This window comes from Microbacterium murale, from assembly GCF_030815955.1.
Classification (GTDB): domain Bacteria; phylum Actinomycetota; class Actinomycetes; order Actinomycetales; family Microbacteriaceae; genus Microbacterium; species Microbacterium murale_A.
The window spans coordinates 2934024-2951470 of the sequence record NZ_JAUSXK010000001.1 but is presented as its reverse complement, the minus strand read 5'-3'; the positions used below and the strand labels follow the sequence as shown (position 1 = coordinate 2951470).

15 protein-coding genes are annotated in these 17447 nt (G+C 66.0%); 7 read left to right on the top strand and 8 right to left on the bottom strand.

Going from position 1 to position 17447, the window contains the following annotated elements; translation table 11 throughout:
- Positions 1-19 precede the first annotated feature (19 nt).
- From ligD to QFZ46_RS14295, 3 genes are all read right to left on the bottom strand, one after another.
- A complete protein-coding gene (gene ligD, locus QFZ46_RS14305; protein ID WP_307362674.1) occupies positions 20-1072 on the bottom strand; it encodes a non-homologous end-joining DNA ligase in 1053 nt (350 codons plus the stop codon).
- A gap of 38 nt (positions 1073-1110) precedes the next feature.
- Positions 1111-2259 carry an SseB family protein gene (locus tag QFZ46_RS14300; RefSeq protein WP_307362671.1) on the bottom strand — a complete coding sequence of 383 codons (1149 nt, stop codon included), beginning with the start codon at positions 2257-2259 and terminating at the stop codon, positions 1111-1113.
- Between the two features lie 80 nt (positions 2260-2339).
- Positions 2340-4781 carry an ATP-dependent helicase gene (locus tag QFZ46_RS14295; protein ID WP_307362669.1) on the bottom strand — a complete coding sequence of 814 codons (2442 nt, stop codon included), beginning with the start codon at positions 4779-4781 and terminating at the stop codon, positions 2340-2342.
- Positions 4782-4896: 115 nt separating this feature from the next.
- On the opposite strand from QFZ46_RS14295, the gene QFZ46_RS14290 reads away from it, so the two are divergent.
- The 5 genes from QFZ46_RS14290 (at position 4897) to QFZ46_RS14270 (ending at position 8840) form a co-directional block, all read left to right on the top strand.
- Entirely contained in the window at positions 4897-5271 is a 375-nt protein-coding gene (locus tag QFZ46_RS14290; RefSeq protein ID WP_307362666.1) for a DUF6507 family protein, read from the top strand.
- A complete protein-coding gene (locus QFZ46_RS14285; protein WP_307362664.1) occupies positions 5268-7220 on the top strand; it encodes an alpha/beta hydrolase in 1953 nt (650 codons plus the stop codon). The genes QFZ46_RS14290 and QFZ46_RS14285 overlap by 4 nt, the downstream gene beginning before the upstream one ends.
- A gap of 74 nt (positions 7221-7294) precedes the next feature.
- The gene (locus QFZ46_RS14280) at positions 7295-7861 is read left to right on the top strand and encodes a hypothetical protein (RefSeq protein ID WP_307362663.1); all 567 of its coding nucleotides are present in this window, start codon (positions 7295-7297) and stop codon (positions 7859-7861) included.
- A 172-nt stretch (positions 7862-8033) separates the two neighbouring features.
- On the top strand, positions 8034-8426 hold the full coding sequence (locus QFZ46_RS14275; RefSeq protein ID WP_307362661.1) for a pyridoxamine 5'-phosphate oxidase family protein: 393 nt from the start codon (positions 8034-8036) through the stop codon (positions 8424-8426).
- 15 nt (positions 8427-8441) lie between these two features.
- Positions 8442-8840, top strand: coding sequence for a YccF domain-containing protein (locus QFZ46_RS14270; RefSeq protein WP_307362658.1), 399 nt, complete (start codon positions 8442-8444; stop codon positions 8838-8840).
- A gap of 65 nt (positions 8841-8905) precedes the next feature.
- Here the strand turns inward: QFZ46_RS14270 and QFZ46_RS14265 are convergent, their stop codons facing one another.
- Positions 8906-11665, bottom strand: coding sequence for a lamin tail domain-containing protein (locus QFZ46_RS14265; RefSeq protein WP_307362653.1), 2760 nt, complete (start codon positions 11663-11665; stop codon positions 8906-8908).
- A 202-nt stretch (positions 11666-11867) separates the two neighbouring features.
- Positions 11868-12854, bottom strand: a complete 987-nt coding sequence (locus QFZ46_RS14260; protein WP_307362650.1) for a glycerophosphodiester phosphodiesterase family protein — start codon at positions 12852-12854, stop codon at positions 11868-11870.
- 87 nt (positions 12855-12941) lie between these two features.
- Here QFZ46_RS14260 and QFZ46_RS14255 point away from each other — a divergent pair, with 87 nt between their 5' ends.
- Together QFZ46_RS14255 and QFZ46_RS14250 are read left to right on the top strand one after the other, a co-directional pair.
- Positions 12942-13844 carry a Bax inhibitor-1/YccA family protein gene (locus tag QFZ46_RS14255; RefSeq protein WP_307362647.1) on the top strand — a complete coding sequence of 301 codons (903 nt, stop codon included), beginning with the start codon at positions 12942-12944 and terminating at the stop codon, positions 13842-13844.
- 140 nt (positions 13845-13984) lie between these two features.
- On the top strand, positions 13985-14257 hold the full coding sequence (locus QFZ46_RS14250; RefSeq protein WP_307364617.1) for a GlsB/YeaQ/YmgE family stress response membrane protein: 273 nt from the start codon (positions 13985-13987) through the stop codon (positions 14255-14257).
- 6 nt (positions 14258-14263) lie between these two features.
- On the opposite strand, the gene QFZ46_RS14245 is transcribed toward QFZ46_RS14250, so the two are convergent.
- The 3 genes from QFZ46_RS14245 to QFZ46_RS14235 all read right to left on the bottom strand — a co-directional run bounded on the left by QFZ46_RS14245 (position 14264) and on the right by QFZ46_RS14235 (position 17434).
- Entirely contained in the window at positions 14264-15544 is a 1281-nt protein-coding gene (locus tag QFZ46_RS14245) for an RNA polymerase sigma factor (protein WP_307362645.1), read from the bottom strand.
- On the bottom strand, positions 15541-15969 hold the full coding sequence (locus QFZ46_RS14240; protein ID WP_307362643.1) for a YciI family protein: 429 nt from the start codon (positions 15967-15969) through the stop codon (positions 15541-15543). The genes QFZ46_RS14245 and QFZ46_RS14240 overlap by 4 nt, the downstream gene beginning before the upstream one ends.
- 97 nt (positions 15970-16066) lie before the next feature.
- Positions 16067-17434, bottom strand: a complete 1368-nt coding sequence (locus QFZ46_RS14235) for a glycosyltransferase (RefSeq protein ID WP_307362641.1) — start codon at positions 17432-17434, stop codon at positions 16067-16069.
- Positions 17435-17447 lie beyond the last annotated feature (13 nt).

Here is a 17447-nt window from a genome sequence, read left to right as displayed (position 1 = left end):
GAGATCGGTTCAGCCGACGTCAGTCCTCCACCCGATTGCCCTCTGCGTCCCAGTTCTCCGCAACCCGCTTGCTGGGCTGCACACGCGGCGGCTCACCCGGCATCTTCGGGAACTCCGGAGGGAACGACAGCTCGCCGAGGCCGTTCTCGACATCGCGTTCCCACCAGCCGAGCAGCGTGTCGATCCGTCCGGGTGACTTCTGCATGTCGGCCCACGGATCACCGACATCGGCGAGTCGCTTCGGGATGCTGCGCACCGTGAACGCTGTGGGATCGAGGCCGTCGAGCTCGTCCCATTCCACCGGCGTCGACACCGTCGCGGCCGGGAGCGCGCGGGGGCTGTAAGCACCCGCCATCGTGCGGTCGCGGTTCGCCTGATTGAAGTCGATGAAGATGCGCTCTCCGCGCTCTTCCTTCCACCAGTTCATGGTGACCTGCTCCGGCATCCTCCGCTCCAGCTCTCGCCCGGCGGCGATCACGGCGTGGCGCACCTCGAGGAACTCGTGCGTCGGCTCGATCGGGCAGAACACGTGCAGGCCGCGATTGCCGCTGGTCTTGATGAAGGGCTCCAGCTCTGCCTCGCGCAGCACCTCACGCAGACCGTGGGCGGCGGTGACAGCATCCGCGAAGTCCGTCCCGGGTTGCGGATCGAGGTCGATGCGCAGTTCGACGGGGTTGTCGGTCTCCGACGCGAGCGACGCCCACGGGTGGAAGACGATCGTGTTCATCTGCACCGCCCAGACGATCGCGCTGGGCCGGTTGAGGACGATCTGCGGATGCTGGCGCCCACTGTTGTACGTCACCATCACGGCATCCACGAAGTCTGGGGTGCCCTTGGGCGGGTTCTTCGAGAAGAAGCTCTCGCCGCCGATACCGGCACGGAAGCGCTCCAGTGAGACCGGCCGGTCACCGTTCGCGTTGAGGAACGGCTCCGACACGACCTGGAAGTACTCGGCGAGTTCAGCCTTGGTGACACCGGGCTCCGGCCAGATCACCTTGTTCGGACTCGATAGGTCGATCTCCCTCTCCCCATCGGGATCGGTGACGGTCAACGTCCTGCGCTCAGAAGCCATGCTCCGAGACTAGGGCGGGCGATCCGGGCGCGAAAGTGTCAGTCGCCGATATCGACCGCGAGCACGCTCACCGCGGCCAGCGCGTCGCGCTCGACGATCAGCGACGGTCCGGCAGAGTCGACCAGCACGCCGGCGATCGTCGCGTGGCTGGTGAGCACCTTGGCGAGCTGCTGTGGCGTGAACGGCAGCGGCTTGTCGCCACGTCCGAGCGCGACGACCTCCAGCGGATGCGAGAACACCTGCAGGAAGCGACGACCGTCAGCGGTCTGCGCCTCGGCGATCCCGACCTTTCCGCCGCCGGTGCCGTCATTGACCGCGACCCAGACCTTCGTCTTGGCGAGGGCGTCGCCGACTTTCTGCGCCGTGTTCTGCTCGCGTGGAGCCGCAAGCAGTGACTTGATCGTCATATCCGGGTCGGCCTGCTCGAGAGCCTTCGTCAGGATCTCGATCGGGAACACCGCGCGGTGCGCCCCAGAGGCGTTGTCGATGATGAGTCCGCTGAACTTGCCTGACACAACCTGCTGCAACACGGCCGTGACCGGCTGCGCCACTGCGGATGTCGCGGTCGGGTCCGTCTCACGCTGAACGGAATCGCGCACTGCGATCGCCGAGCTGAACGCGAGCATGAACGCGCGCTCACCGTCACGCACGACGGCGACCGACAGCGGCTTGCCCTCGCTGATCTGTGCGCGGGCGTCACCGTTCACGCGCAGGAAGAGGTGGCCCTGAAGCATCTGACGCAGTACGCCGATCAACTGTTCGTTGGTTGCGCCTTCCTCGATCTCAGCGAGTGCCGTGCGCAGCAGCACGTTGTCCTTCATGCCGGGAACCGATTCGGTCTGCTCCGGCGGCAGTGCCGGCGCGAGAGGAAGCGTGCGTTTCTGGGGTGCCGTGGGAGCGGACGCCGTCGGCCGAGGAGCCGCGACGGGACTGCTCGGTTTCGGCTCATCCGGATCGGGCAGCTTCACCTCTGGGCCGGCGGCCGCGCCGACACCGCGGAACGCCTGCACCGAGATGCCGATCTGCGGCACCGACTCGGCGGGTGTCTCTGCGGCACTCTCGACGGGCGAGACTGCTGCCGCGTCAATAGCCCCGGCCTCGGCTGCCGTGGCACCCGCCTCCTCCGTGATCGCCTGAGCCTCGGAGACGGCGTCGTCGGTCTTCTTGCGGCGGGAGAACAGAGCCATGCTTGTCAGCCTAACCTGGCGCGGCGAGCGCACGAGCACGGCACCACGGCATCGAGCGGTTGATGCTGTGGCGACCCGAACTACAGCTTCTCGATCGGAGCGATCTTGATGAGGAGCTTCTTCAGCCCGGCCGTCTCGAACCGCACGTGGGCGATGCGCTTCGCGCCTTCGCCTGTGACGGCATCCACGCGTCCCTCGCCGAAATCGGAGTGACGGATGCGGTCCCCCGCGGTGAGTTCGAGGTCACCGTTGTCACGCACCTTGCCCGTGACCTTGTTGGGGAACTTGTCCATCGAGGTGGACAGGGGCTTGAGCGCGTCACGGGGTGCCAAGGGCTTCACACCGAAGCGGTCGCCGCCCGAGCCGAAGCCGCCGGATCCGCCGCCGCGACGCGCATTGAGCGCACGCGACTGCGTGCCGCCGCGGGAGTTCACGTCGCCGGGCGACTGCCGCCAGTCGACCAGGTCGCCCGGGATCTCCTGCAGGAACCGGCTCGGCATCGCCACCGTCACCTCGCCGAACTGGGCGCGCGTCATCGCGAGCGAAAGGTGCAGACGCTTGCGCGCACGCGTGATGCCGACGTAGAACAGCCGGCGCTCCTCTTGCGGGCCGCCCGGTTCCCCTGCCGAGATGCGGTGCGGTATGAGGTCTTCCTCGACGCCGGTGACGAACACCGCGTCGTACTCCAGTCCCTTGGCCGTGTGCATCGTCATCATCGACACCGAGCCCGACTCGTCGTCCAGATCGTCGGCATCGGCGACCAGCGCCACCTCGGTCAGGAAGTCGACGATCGTGCCGTCGGGGTTGTTGCGGGCGAAATCACGGGTGACGGCGACCAACTCATCGAGGTTCTCGACGCGGGCTTCGTCCTGAGGATCGCGGCTGGCGCGCAGGGCGTCGAGGTAGCCGCTCTTCGCGATCAGCAGGGTGAGCCCTTCGGCGACGGAGGTCGACGGCGGCACTTCGCCCGAGGACGGCAGCAGGATCTCCGTCGCCTCTTTCAGCACGGCATCCAGATGGCCGATTCCGGCCTGGATCTTCGGCCCAACACCGAGCTGACCCGGAACCGACAACGCCTCACGGAACGAGATGCCGTGGTCTTCGGCGAAGCGGGCGATCGCGGTCTCGGTGACATCGCCGATGCCCCGGCGGGGCTTGTTCAGGATGCGACGCACGGACATCTCGTCTGCGGGGTTGGCCACCGCGATGAGGTAGGCCATGGCGTCTTTGATCTCGGCACGCTCGTAGAACTTCGTGCCGCCCATGATCTTGTACGGCACGGCCGAGCGGATGAAGATCTCCTCCAGCGCACGCGACTGCGAGTTCGTGCGGTAGAACACCGCCATCTCCGAGTACGGCATGCCGGTGCGGCGCAGGGCCTCGACCTCATCGGCGACGAATTGCGCCTCATCGTGCTGCGAGTAGCCGGTGAACCCGACGATCTTGTCGCCCGCTCCCCTGTCGCTCCAGAGCTTCTTGTCCTTGCGGTCGAAGTTGTTGCCGATCACGGCGTTCGCGGCCGAGAGGATGTTCTGCGTCGAGCGGTAGTTCTGCTCGAGCAGCACCACGCGCGCTCCGGGGAAGTCGCGTTCGAACTCGCTGATGTTGCGGATGTCGGCCCCGCGGAAGGCGTAGATCGACTGATCGGAGTCGCCGACCACGGTGAGCGACGCTCCCTCGAGTTCAGGAGTCGTTTCGGGTTCGAAGATCATCATGCCGTTCGCCGCATATGGATCCGGTGCGTCGCTCGACACGGGGCGAGTCAGCTCATGGATGAGCGAATACTGGGCGTGGTTGGTGTCCTGATACTCGTCGACCAGGATGTGCCGGAAACGCCGTCGGTAGGTGTCGGCGACCTTCGGAAACGCCCGGAACAGGAACACGGTCTGGCCGATGAGGTCGTCGAAGTCGAACGCGTTCGCCTTGCGCAGCTGCCGCTGGTAGTCGGCGAAGATCTCGACGAACTTGCGCTCCGCCGGATCGGACATGTTGGCCTGTCGCGCGAACGACTCGGCGTCGGCGAGCTCGTTCTTGAGCTTCGAGATACGCGACTGCGTCGCTGCCGGGGTCAGACCATAGGCGTCGGCCTCGTGTTCCTTCACCAGTCGTTTGATGAGCGCGCGCGAGTCGCCGGAGTCGTAGATCGTGAACGACTTGGTGAAGCCGAACTGGTCGGCCTCGCGACGCAGGATGCGCACGCATGCGGAGTGGAACGTCGAGATCCACATTCCCCGCGCGGCATCGCCGACGAGGTCGACGACGCGCTCGCGCATCTCGCCCGCGGCCTTGTTGGTGAAGGTGATCGCGAGGATCTGACTCGGCCACGCCTCCCTGCTTCGCAGCAGCGAGGCGATGCGGCGTGTGAGCACGCTGGTCTTGCCCGAGCCAGCACCGGCGACGATGAGCAGTGCAGGGCCGCGATACGTGACCGCCTCGAGCTGCTGGGGGTTGAGGCCGGCGAGAAGGTCGTCCTGGCCCTGCTGGCCCGGAACGGCGGGAACGATGAGAGGAGCTTCGGTCATGACCTTATGAGTCTAGGCCGGGGCACCGACGTCGGTCGCCGCCTCTAGCCGTGGCATCCGCATCGCCGATAAGCTGGCCGGAGTTGCGCGATCCGCGCACGATCGGGGGGTCGCGTTGGGACAGTGGCGGGTCGATCCGGATGGCGTGCTCGGCGTTCTCGCCGGGATAGACGACCTGGGTCCGCAGTTCGAGAGCGCATACACCGGCATCGACGATGCGGCAACGAGCGGCGGGGCGGCTCTGACCGCGGACGGACGCACCGTGCTCTCCTCCGCCTGGGAATCGTTCATGTCGCAGCGCCGGCTCGTTCCCGGCAAACTCATGCATTCGGTCAGCGGTTCAGCGGCGGCAGTGGGCGAGGCGACTGTCGCGATCGTCGCGGGCGATGAGCAGATGGCGGACAACATCTCGGCGGCGGAGAAGCACGCCGAGGATGCCTGGGGCATTGCGCCTCGCGCGGCCTATATCACTGCGGGGTCGTACCAGTGAGCGCGGTCTCGGCGTCGCTTCCGCACGTGCTCGATGCTGCGGCTGTTGAGGCTCTCGTGGAGCAGATCACCTCTGCCGCGACGACACTGCAGTCGGCGATGCTGGATGCCCAGGAGCGCTGGAAACGCATTCCGGAGGTGTTCGACGTGACCGGTGCCGAAGGCGCGGCGATCATGCTGGACCCGCCAACCGCGTCCATGCAGGATTTCGTCACGGCCATGTTCGAGGGCCGCCGCGTGCTGTCGGATGCCGCGACATACGTCTTCCCCTCGTTGAAGACGCGCCGTGAGGAGCTGGCCGCACGGATCATCACGGTGAACCAGGAACATGCCGACGCGCAGGCGGATGCTCAGACGGCGGAGACCGCCTACTGGGCGGCGTTCGACAGGGATCCAGACTCGTCGACGACGACGAGCGCACGTGCGGATCGTATGGACGCCCTGCACGCGGCGGATTCCGCCGACCGCGCGGTCAGCGATCTGCAGTCCGACATCGAGCGATTTCGCCGCGACATCGATGATGCCGAGGAATCGATCGCCGGCGAGCTGAAGAGGATCAGTGGCGGAGACGAGGTGCGCGGCGCTTGGGGTGAGCCGCTGCGCGTATCTCAGACGTACTGGGGCGTCGTGGAGACGTCGTATCCGATGGGACCGATCACGCACCTAGGTCTGGCGGAGCGTCTTGAGCTCTCCCTGTCCGACGCCTCTGCGGCTCGACTCGAATGGCTGAGTACTGCCGACAGATCGACGGTCGAAGCGTGGATCGCGTCGCATCCCGACTTCGCGAGCGCGGTCGGCTTCGTCGCCCCAGATCGGGCCATCCGGTTGTGGGAGGGCCTTGAAGTTCAGTCCTCTCGTGGATCCGACGGGGAGGGCGCGTGGGCGACCGGACCGCTGGCCCAGCTCTTCGCCCTCGCCCCGTTCGCCATCGGAAACCTCAACGGACTGCGCGCGGCAGACAAGACCGAGTTCAATCGCGAGACCTTGAGGCAGTTGCTCGCCGGGGAGCTGAGCGACACGCAAAGGGAGCAGCTGTCGCAACTGAGCGACATGCTTGATCGGGCGATGCAGACGAACGACCCGCCGCTGTCGCTGCTGTCCCTCTTCTTAGAGACCGACGACGGCAGCCCGCGGGCGAGTATCGGGTTCGGCGACGTCGACAGGGCCGACCAGATCACGACGCTGACACACGGTATCGCGACAGACATGGGTCAGCTCGGCGAATGGTCAGGCAGCGCGATCGCAATGCAGCAGCAGCTCGAATGGGAGCTCAGCAAGCACGGTTCCTCAGCGGGGACGGCGACCGTCCTCTTCATGGAGTGGGATTCCGGTGACGCAGGCAACGTGTGGAACATCGAGCGCCCGGACGCCGGTGCAGAGCGGATGGCGCAGCTGCTCCGTGGCTTCGAGGCGAACAATCCGAACGCGCAGCTCAATCTCGGCCTGCACTCCCTCGGCACGACATCGGGAACCCAGATGGTCGCCGATAACCCAGGACTGGTCGACAACGTCTGGCTCTATGGGTCCGCCGGCGTCACCGACGACACCGCCAGAGTGTTGAGCAGCCAGATCGACGACGGCTTCCTGACTCTGCATGCGACTCACGCGGAAGACGACTTCATCGCCCCGATCGGCCGCTGGCCGGTATCCGAGCATTCGATCGACCCTCGCGAGATCGATGGCGTCGAAGTGTTCAGCGCCGACGGAGGGTGGGTGCCCGGCTACGGCGATGGGACCGGGGAGCACGGAGAGCGCACCGAGGGTCACAACTCTCAGCGCAGTACGGAGTGGTATTACCGCTTCGACGGGTTCGAACCATCACTGACCGGCGACCCCGTCCCCGTCATGGATGACGAGGCGGTCGGGTATCTTGACCCGATGTCACAATCCTTCAAGCAGACGATCATCGACCTCGTCGACGCTGCTGCGGCCCAGGAGGCCGTGCAGTGATGCGACCTCGTCGGTGGGGGCTGATCGCCGTGTCCGTGAGTGCGTTGCTGGTGTTGAGTGGATGTGGGGAATCTGTGAGCGATGAGGATCTGTTCGAGCAGGCCAGGACGGTGAACCTCGAATACAAGGCCGCTGTCGCCGAGGTGCAACTGCAGATCCTTGACGGGGACTGGCGAATCCTGGGATACGGAGATGCCCCCTCGGCCTGCGGTGACGGCAGCTACCAGTTCGATCTGACCCGTGGCACTCCCGAAGGATGGCGGATCGACGGCACACCGGCCGAGGCCGCGCATCGCATCGGGGCATGGCTGGATGAGAACGGGTGGACCGACATCAAGACCCGCACCTACACCGGTGATGTTCCCAACGTCGCCATCCAAGCCGCGAAACCCGACGCCCACGTGCAACGCATCACCATCGACTTCAGCCCCGGAGAACTCTTTGACTCCGCCACCGTTTACGCCGACAGCACCTGCGAACCCGGCGACGCCCAAACGCTCTCGGAGTTGACGCTTCCCGGTACGGCGGGCGACCGACCCGAGTTACAGAAGCTCCCTCCGGCCGAACACCCCGCCGCGCCGCCGATATTCGGCTACAACGAGGACGGCACAGCAAGGTACTGGCCAGACGAATCCGAATGATCAGCATGCCCAGCGCGCTCTCGGCCGCGGGTGTCAGAATCGAGCCATGCGCCTGATCGTCACGATCTCGTGGGGCATCGCGTCACTCCGCATCGACGGCTCGTTCCTCCATGACGTTACGAGTCCAGGCTGGGCCGCAAACGCCCGTCAGCAATCCGCATAGGAGGAAGACATGATCAGCGAACTGCAGGAGCAGCAGTGCCGAGAGCTGTTGACCACGACGACGGTGGGAAGGATCGGCTTTGTCGCGGACGAGCGCGTCCAGATCTTTCCGGTCAACTATGCCGTGTCAGGCAATGATCTCTTCATACGCACGTCTTCCGACGGCCTCCTGCGACGCGCGGGCGATGCGAGTTCGCTCGTCGCGTTCGAGATCGACTTTCACGACGACCTCGCAGGCACGGGATGGAGTGTGCTGATGCACGGACGGATATCGACAATGAGCGACGAGGAGGCTTCCTCGATCACCGGCCGCGAACCGTGGGCCGGCAGCGAGCGCGTGCTGCCGCTGCGGTTCCGCATCGAGAGCATGTCCGGTCGGCGCGTGCGACGCGACCTGCACTGAGAGAAGGGAAGAACAATGCGCACGATACTCAACGTCATCTGGCTGGTCCTGTCCGGATTCTGGCTGTTCCTGGGCTACATGCTCGCAGGCATCATTCTGTGCATCCTGATCGTCACGATCCCCTGGGGCATCGCCTCGTTCCGCATCGCCGGCTACGCCCTCTGGCCGTTCGGGCGGCAGATCATCGAGAAGCCCAGAGGCGGGGTCGGAGCCTTCCTCGGCAATGTGGTGTGGGTCGTCCTCGCCGGGTGGTGGCTCGCGATCGGGCACATCGTCTCCGGCATCGCCCTGTGCATCACGATCATCGGCATCCCGATGGGAATCGCCGACTTCAAAATGGTGCCGATCTCGCTCATGCCGCTCGGCAAGGACATCGTCTCGACCCGCAGAGGCCCGTTCGATTCGAAGCACTGATCGATCGGCGCAGACGCTGAGGGCGCGTGGAGCGATCGGCTCCACGCGCCCTCAGCGGTGTTCGGCTAGGCCGTCTGCCGCCGGCGACGCAGGGTCACTGCGATCGCACCGGCGAGCAGGAGTCCCAGTGCGAGCACGAGTGCGCCCGCCGGGAGTTCGGAACCCGTGACCGCGAGCCCGCCGCCTGCGGCCGTGACCTGGATGCTCACCCAGCCCAGCAGCTCGCCGTTCGCGGAGTAGACCGCGAGACGGTGAGCACCTGGTGAAGCATCCTTCGGGATCGTGATCGTGATCGCTCCCGCGGCATTCAGCGAGCCGTCGGCGAGGAACGTCGGATCGGAGTACATCCACACCTCGACGTCGGCGCCGGCGTGCTGCGCAACCGTGATCGTCACCTGCTCGCCAGGCGCGACGGACGTCTTGTCGACCGTCGCTCCCCCACGGTTGCCGTCGACGATCTCATCGCCGGGCAGCGGCTCGATCGACGGACCCGGCTGGTTTCCACCCTCGCCCGGACCCTCGCCGGGACCTTCACCGGGGCCTTCGCCACCGCCGCCAGCCGGCAACGTGCCGGTGCGCAGCGCCTCGGAGGCGAACCCGTCGGCGAACCACCACACCGGACGCTGCCCGTTCGACGCGAGCGAGGCCGGAGCCGTCGCGAACCCCTCGTTATTGATGTCGGGCAGGCCCGCCGCACGTGCGAAGTGCGCGATGCCCGGCTTGGCAGTGCCGTTGAGGGTGATCTGCGCGGAGGCTCCGTGGCATCCGTCGTCGCACACGGCCCACATCACACCGAGCACCGTGTCGTAGTCCAGCGCCATGACGCCTGCGAGGCCCGGATCGATCGTCGAGACGAGTTCCGCCGAGCCGTCGGCGGTCAGTGCGAACGCGTACACCCCGCCGTTGTCCTCGACTGCGACGAAGAAGAGGCCGTCGTTCTTGCCGGAGTACGTCGCCGGGTCGTAGGCCGCCTGCGCGTTGTCATCGAACAGCTTTCCGGCGAGCGCAGCATCCGGCACCCACTCGACCGCCTCGATGCCGAGGTTCGCACCGACGGCCGGAAGCAGCGCGGTGAGGTCCCACTCGGCCAGTGCCACGAGGTCTTCAGACGAACCGTCCGGATCGACCTGCAGGATCTTGTTCTGGTTGACGCCCTTGGCGCTGTTGTCGCGCTCGGATGCCACGTACACCAGGCCGTCGGCGTCGGTGGTGATGCCTTCGGTGTCTGGACCGGCAGCACCGGGATCGGCGGCATCCTTCTGGAAGCGCACGCGCTTGCCGTCGGCCCAGCCGTCGACCATCGACACCGAGCCGTCGGCCGCGGCCTTCAGCTTCCAGATTCGCCCCTCGCCGTTGTCGACCGCCCAGAGGAAGGCACCGTCGGCGGTCTCCTGGACGTCGAGTCCTGAGCTGTCCTCGAGGAACATCGGAGCACTGTCCAGCACCCGCACGTCGGCGGATCCCGGCCAGGGTGCGAGATCGATCTCGCCGCCGCCGTCACCGCCGTCCTCGCAGTCGTTCACCGCGCCCTTGGTCGAGACGGCGGCATCGATGAACTCGTCGCCGCAACGCGCCCAGACGCCCTTCGCGTGATCGGCGTATACGTGCTCGGCGACGGTCTTGCCGTTCGCGTCGCGCACCGTGACGGTGTCGCCGCCGCCGAGGCCGAACACGAAGTTCACCGGCTGGTCGAACACGAAGTATCCACCGGCGGCGAGCACCGTGCCGGCGGGCAGTGGAGTGGTCTCGCTCGCGTGGTCGGCGGGCTTGTCGTCCATCACGCTCCAACCGGAGATGTCGACGGCGGACGTGCCGGTGTTGTGTACCTCGACCCAATCGGTCGCATCGCCGTTCGACTCGATCTCATTGATCACGACGGCGGGGGTGACGCACGTGTTGGATGCTCCGGGTGTAGGCGTCGCGAGCGCGAAGGCTCCCACACCGTCGACGCAGCGGGCGAGCGTCGCGGCGGCGAAGTCGCCGTCGATCGCAGCATGTCCCTCCCAAGGAAGGGTGTCGTCGATCATCGCACCGGAGGTGTCGAACAGCCGGATGCGGTCGGCGGAGCCGATGCCGATCGGATCGCGGAAGGCCGTCTCGACACCGTTCACAATGCCGATCGTGCCCTCCTCCACGAGCAGAAATCCGCCTGCGGGGATCGACGTGCCCGGCGCGAACTGCCAGCGGTGGTCGTCGGAGTTGTCGCGGATCTCGTATCCCGAGACGTCGAGTGCCGTCTCGCCCGGGTTGTAGAACTCCACCCAGTCGGCGGGCTGCGAGTCGACCTCGTTGATGAAGACCGCACCCGCGACCGGTGTCTCGGGCTCTTCCGGCTCTTCCGGCTCTTCGGGAACGACTTCGAAGGTGTTCTCCGCGCCCTTGGTCGATGCAGTGGTGATGCTCCAGACCGGCTCGCCGCCCGCATCCTGCACGCCCCAGCTCGGCACGGCGTGCGTGTCTACGGGCCAGGTCGTCTGCAGCAGCGGCTCAGCGCCGTTGGCGTCGCCCGGCGCGAACAGACGCACGCTGTCGCCCTTGCCGAGCCCGAAGTCGAAGTCACCCTCGCCCGCATCGGAGAGCGTATCGATGACGAGGTATGCCCCCGGCGTCACAATCGTCCCGACGGGGAACGTGTACGGGTTCTTGTCGCTGTTGTCCTGGACGATGTAGCCGCTCAGGTCGACGTCACTGTCCGAGTGGTTGTAGAACTCGATCCAGTCGTCTGGGCTGCCTCCATTGGAGACGACTTCGTTGATGCGGACGCCGAGTGGCGCCTCGGCACCGATGGCAGAGGTGGGGACTGCGAGCAGCAGGGTGGCGCTCATTGCGCACACTGCCGTCGTCGCGAGCCCGCGTTGCATGCGGGACATGTGACTCCAGGGTCAGGAAGGGGACGGGATGCGTCCAGACCATCGAGTCGGGCTTAAATTTCGGAGTCGAGAGCGTGTACGCCACGTGAACGAGCCATGTCCGACCGGCGGCCCGGTCCGAACGCGCGAGCAGTCCCAGCCGTGCGCGCAGGCGGATTCAGCCGCGGAAGAACGCGACGCCGAGGTCGGGATGATCGACGAAGACCCCGTCGATGCCGGCGTCCGCCAGCACCGCCCATTCCGATTCGTAGTCGCCGAACGCCCCCTTGCCCCCGTCGCTGCGGAACTCGGCAGCGAGGAACGAGTTCTCCGGACGAGCGGTCCAGGTGAACACCTTCAGGCCTCTGGCATGGGCGTCGGAGACGATCGTGTTCCCCTTGGCGAGCAGCATCCGCTTGTTGAGGCTGATGCCGTCGACTTTTCCGACGAGTCCGTCCAAGCCGTGCGGTGTGACCGTCGCCTTGTACGTCGCTGCGGCCTTGCCATGCGCGACGAGCTGATCGTACGGACGGCCGGATGCCTCGATCAGATAGATGTAGGACGCGGGAATGGATGCTGCTCGCAGTTGCGCCAGGACCGTGGATTCGAAAGCCTCGATGATCAGGGGAAGTTCGCCGTCGGCCCATCCCGCTGCCCTGAGGTCTCGAATGATCATCGGAACCAGATCGAGGCCGATGCTCGCGAAGTAAGTGGCGTGCTTGATCTCCAGCACGACGCCGATCTCACGCCCGTGCTCGACGGAGCCGGCGCGCACGATGTCGAGGAGGTCTGTCAGCCGCAGTACTCCTTGGCCTCCGTCGAACGTCGCGCTGGCCGTGCGCACCGTCGGGATCCGCTCTGTCACGCGCAGCGTCGCAATCTCGTCCCAGGTGAAATCCTCGGTGAACCACCCCGTCAGGGCCTGCCCGTCGACGCGCTTCGTCGTCTTCCGGTCGGCGAACTCGGGACGAGTCGCGACATCGGTGGTGCCTGAGATCTCGTTCTCGTGACGCACGACCAGCACACCGTCTTTCGTGGCGACGATGTCGGGCTCGACGGCGTCCACCCCCATCGCGAGGGCGAGTTCGTACGAGGACCGGCTGTGCTCCGGGCGGTAACCCGGCGCACCACGATGGCCGATGACGAGTGGAGACCTCCTGGGCATGCTCTCAGCGTAGAACACCCCATACATCAAAAAGCCCGGTATCGTTGAGGAAAGCGACCTTAAGACCCACTCGGAGTGAGGCCCACCATGAGCAATTTCGCATTCAACAATCCAGCGTTCCAGAAGCAGGATCCGCGCAACGTAGCGACCTACCCCGGTGCTGCCGGCGCCCAGAACGCGCAGACCGCATCGCTCGCGCATGCGGGCATGGATGCTGCCGCCAACGCGCAGCTCGAGGGCATGTACGCCGCACCTCCGGCCGGTGCCATCGAAACCGACCGTATGAGCGTCGAGGACACCGTCTGGAAGACGGCCGGACTGTTCGCGATCCTTCTCGTCACTGCCGTCGTCGGCTGGGTGTGGACACTGGGCGGTGTCAGCGTCGACCCCACCGCGGGCGTATCGATGCTTCCGATGATCGTCGGCGCCCTGGGCGGCTTCGTCCTCGCGATGATCATCACCTTCACCTCACGCAAGAAGGTGCGCCCCGCGCTGATCTTCGCGTATGCCGCCTTTGAGGGCGTGTTCGTCGGTGGTATCTCGGCGTTCTTCGAGCTCCTCTACCCGGGGATCGTCGTCCAGGCGACGCTCGCCACGGTCGCCGTCGTCGGCGTGACCCTGGCACTCTTCGCAAGCGGCAAGATCCGCGCCTCCAAGAAGATGACCAAGATCTTCATGATCGCCATGGTCGGCTACCTCGTCTTCTCTCTGCTGAACCTCGTTCTCATGTGGACCGGCATCAACCAGAACGCGTTCGGTCTGCGCAGCGTGGAGATCATGGGCATCCCGCTCGGCCTGATCATCGGCGTTCTCGTCGTGTTCATGGCCGCGTACTCGCTCGTGCTCGACTTCGACCAGATCCAGCAGGGCGTGCGCAACGGCGCACCCCGCGTGTACGGGTGGGTCGGCGGCTTCGGCATCATGGTCACCGTCGTCTGGCTGTACATCGAGATCCTGCGCATCATCGCGATCGCCCGCGGGAGTAACTGACCGCGAAAAAGTTCGATGAAAGGCCCCAGCTCTTCGGAGCTGGGGCCTTTTCCATATTCGGGACTCGCGCACAAGGGGGTGGTTTTTGTGCAATTCAAGGAGCATAGTTGGCTCACCGCTACAGAAAGGGGATTTATATCATGGGTTTCCTCGCATTTCTTATCCTCGGGTTGATCGCTGGGGCGATCGCGAAGTTGATCCTGCCGGGTAAGCAGGGTGGCGGTTGGATCGTCACCTTGCTCCTCGGCGTCGTCGGCGCAATGCTCGGCGGCTGGATCGGCGGAATGATCTTCGGAGTCGGTCTCAACGAGTTCTGGAGCCTGTCCACCTGGGCTCTCGCGATCGGTGGCGCGATCATCGTGCTGCTGATCTACGGTCTGATCGTCGGCCGCGGCAACAAAGTAACCGACTAGATCTGACTACTCGGAGGCTTTCGCCTCCAGAAGGGCCCGTTCCCTTTCGTTCCCCGCAAGTCTCGCGGCCGTAGCGAACTCGGAACGGGCCTCTTCTCTGCGCCCCAGACGAAGCAGCATCTCGCCTCGCGTCGCCGGCAGCAGGTGATAGCCCCTGAGGGCGTCGGATGCCGCGAGCCGGTCGATGATGCGCAGGGCGGATGCCGGTCCGGTGGCCATCGCTACCGCAGCGGCTCTGTTCAACTCGACGACAGGCGAGGGTGCAATACGACCCAGTGCCTCGTAGAGCACCACGATGCGGTCCCAATCGGTGTCATCGACGGATGCCGCGACAGCATGGCATTCGGCTATTGCCGCCTGGAGTCCATACGCCGTGCGCCCACCCCCGAGGGCATCGGCAGCGGCAAGAGCGGCGCGGCCGCGGGAGATGCGGCCGCGATCCCAGCGCGAACGATCCTGATCGCCCAGCAGCACCGGCTCCCCCTTCGCATCCACTCGTGCCGGGAAGCGTGCGGCGGTGAGCTCCATCAATGCGAGAAGACTGTGGGCATCGCGCTGCTTCGGGACCAGTGCCGTGAGTACACGGGTGAGACGGATGGCCTCTTCACCGAGATCGGGTCGCATCCAGTCCGCGCCGCTGCTTGCGGCGTGGGCTTCGTTGAAGATCAGGTAGAGCACGCCGAAGATCGCGCTCAACCGCTCCGCGTATTCCTCACGCGGCGGTACCTCGAAGGGCACGTTCGCCGCCGACAACGTCTTCTTCGCGCGCACGATACGCTGCTGCACAGTGGCGACGGGCACGAGGAAGGCCCGTGCGATCTGCTCGGTGGACAGACCAGCGACCACTCGGAGAGTCAGGGCGACGCGAGCCTCGCGCGACAGCACCGGATGGCACGAGACGAAGACGAGCCGCAGCACATCGTCGTCAATCGCATCCGGATCCCACGGATCCGCATCCGCGGCATCCGCCTGCTCGCGCTCGAGATCGTGAGCGATCACGGCGATCCTGTCATCGAGGCGCTCTTGGCGGCGCCATCCGTCGATCGCCTTGCGCTTCGCGACCGCCGTGAGCCAGGCGGCAGGATTGCGCGGCACGCCCTCGGCCGGCCACTGCCGCAGCGCATCGATGAGCGCCTCCTGGGCGAGGTCTTCGGCATGGCCGAAGTCACCGACCATGCGCGTGAGCGTCGCGACGATCTTCGCCGACTCGATGCGCCAGACCGCGGCGATGGAGCGCTCCACGCTGGTGGTGGAACGCTCCATCGCATCGCCCGGCTGATCGGTCATGACTGCTGCGCGCGCTGTGCCTGCTCGTCGCGCCAGCCCTCTTCCTTCTGGATCCACTCGTTGTCGGCTGGGAAGTCCTCCATCTCGGTGACCCGACGCACCTCGAGGAAGGCACCGGGTCCGAGCGGTGCACGCTTGGCCCACTCCGCTGCCTCTTCGCGTGTGGAGACCTCGATGATCCAGAAGCCGTTGAACAGCTCCTTCGTCTCCCCGTAGGGGCCGTCTGTGATGAGCGGGGCCTCTGCAGAGTAGTCGACGACGAATCCTTCGGCCGCGTCGGTGAGGCCTTCGCCAGCGAGCAGCACGCCCGCCTTCATCATGGACTCGTTGTACTTGCCCATCGCCTCGATGATCTGCTCGAACGGCATCTCCTTGTATGCATCGACACCCGAGTCGTCCGCGCGCATGATCAGCATGAACTTCATGATTTTCTCCTTGGTTCGGGGGATCGTTTTCGACCCTCTCACTAAGACGTCGAACGGGAAAGGGGCGGATCGACATCTCCGGGAAAAAATTCTGAGATCAGCGTCGGGGCGGCGCGGCGAGTACATCCCGCACAGTAACCGCGAACGCCTCGGTCGCGTGTTCGGCGCTCCATGCGGATGCCGCGACCGGCGCCTCGGCGACCAGACGCGCATACAGCTCGGAATCGGTGAGCACCAGGCGCAGGGCATCGGCGAGCGCAACCTCGTCGGCATCGGGAACGAGGATCCCTCCTCCTGCCGCCAGCAGGTCGCCCGGACCGTAACGCACGTCATAGGAGATCACCGGCACGTCGTGGAGCAGCGCCTCGAGGATCGACAGCCCCTGCCCCTCGAACGCCGTGGAGGTGACGACGGCTGAGGCACGATCCAGCACCCGCCCCGGGGCATCCGTATGACCGGCGAGCATGACGCGGGAGCCGGCGCCGAGTTCGTCGATCAATGCCTGCAACGCATCGTGCTCTGCTCCCCCGCCCCAGATCTCCATGCGGGATCCCGGGACATCGGCCCGCACGAACGCCCGGATGGAGTGATCGACGCGTTTACCCGGCGCGAGACGTCCGAGCACCACGACGAGCCCCGGCTCCCGCTCGGCCGCCGTCGCCTCGGGAGCGGGTGCTGCGTTGGGGATCACGACATGATTCGCATCCGCTCCGAACCTGGCGACGACGTCATCCCGCTGCGTCCTGGTCGGCCACGCCACCGCATCGAATCGGTCGGCGAGCGCGAACCAGCGCGTCCACAGGGCGTTCATGGCGGCATCCGGCGTGTACGGCGCCTCGAGATGCATGGTGTGGATCGTGTGGATGATGCGCACGCGCGGATCGTCCCAATCGGCGATCAGCTCACCCAGTTGCCGTGATTCGCAGATGACCACGATCGGCTTCTCTCCCGACGCCGCCGTGACGTGGCGCAGCCACGCCGCGTACAGGCCGCGGAAGCCGACCACACCGCCGACCACCTGTGCCGTCTCGTCGTAGACGAGCACAGGTTCGTCGGTGAGATGCCAGTCCGGGTTGCCCGGTATCACGGGGAGTGCGGCGAACGGGCGATCCTCAGTGTCGCGCAGTACGCGGTACTCGCGCTCGGGCACGACCCTCGACCTGTCCGTGGACGCCGCGTCGCGCAGCCATGCGGCCGCGCCGCCCGAAGCAGACACCGCCTCATCGAACAAGTTGCGCATGCGCGCCGAATCGGCGATCGCCCCACGCCGTGCGAACGTCGCACGATGCGCGGCGTGCGACGCCGCCTCTGCAGGATCGAACGTGAGAAGCAGCGGACCTGCGCCGTCGGCGACGCCCGCAGCGGCGAGCAGCCTGGCGCGTGACAACGTCGCGATCGTGTAGCCGCCGTCGAGATCGGGGATCAGCCGGCTGGAGAGCACCAGGTACTCTGCATCCGGCAACACGGAACCTACGCTG

What these genes read in the sequence shown, in the direction of transcription:
- QFZ46_RS14275 (WP_307362661.1), top strand. Translation starts at nt 8,034, where the DNA reads ATGATCAGCGAACTGCAGGAGCAGCAGTGCCGAGAGCTGTTGACCACG.
- QFZ46_RS14295 (WP_307362669.1), bottom strand. Translation starts at nt 4,781, where the DNA reads ATGACCGAAGCTCCTCTCATCGTTCCCGCCGTTCCGGGCCAGCAGGGC.
- QFZ46_RS14245 (WP_307362645.1), bottom strand. Translation starts at nt 15,544, where the DNA reads ATGACCGATCAGCCGGGCGATGCGATGGAGCGTTCCACCACCAGCGTG.
- QFZ46_RS14270 (WP_307362658.1), top strand. Translation starts at nt 8,442, where the DNA reads ATGCGCACGATACTCAACGTCATCTGGCTGGTCCTGTCCGGATTCTGG.
- QFZ46_RS14250 (WP_307364617.1), top strand. Translation starts at nt 13,985, where the DNA reads ATGGGTTTCCTCGCATTTCTTATCCTCGGGTTGATCGCTGGGGCGATC.
- QFZ46_RS14260 (WP_307362650.1), bottom strand. Translation starts at nt 12,854, where the DNA reads ATGCCCAGGAGGTCTCCACTCGTCATCGGCCATCGTGGTGCGCCGGGT.
- QFZ46_RS14240 (WP_307362643.1), bottom strand. Translation starts at nt 15,969, where the DNA reads ATGAAGTTCATGCTGATCATGCGCGCGGACGACTCGGGTGTCGATGCA.
- QFZ46_RS14255 (WP_307362647.1), top strand. Translation starts at nt 12,942, where the DNA reads ATGAGCAATTTCGCATTCAACAATCCAGCGTTCCAGAAGCAGGATCCG.
- QFZ46_RS14265 (WP_307362653.1), bottom strand. Translation starts at nt 11,665, where the DNA reads ATGAGCGCCACCCTGCTGCTCGCAGTCCCCACCTCTGCCATCGGTGCC.
- QFZ46_RS14300 (WP_307362671.1), bottom strand. Translation starts at nt 2,259, where the DNA reads ATGGCTCTGTTCTCCCGCCGCAAGAAGACCGACGACGCCGTCTCCGAG.
- ligD (WP_307362674.1), bottom strand. Translation starts at nt 1,072, where the DNA reads ATGGCTTCTGAGCGCAGGACGTTGACCGTCACCGATCCCGATGGGGAG.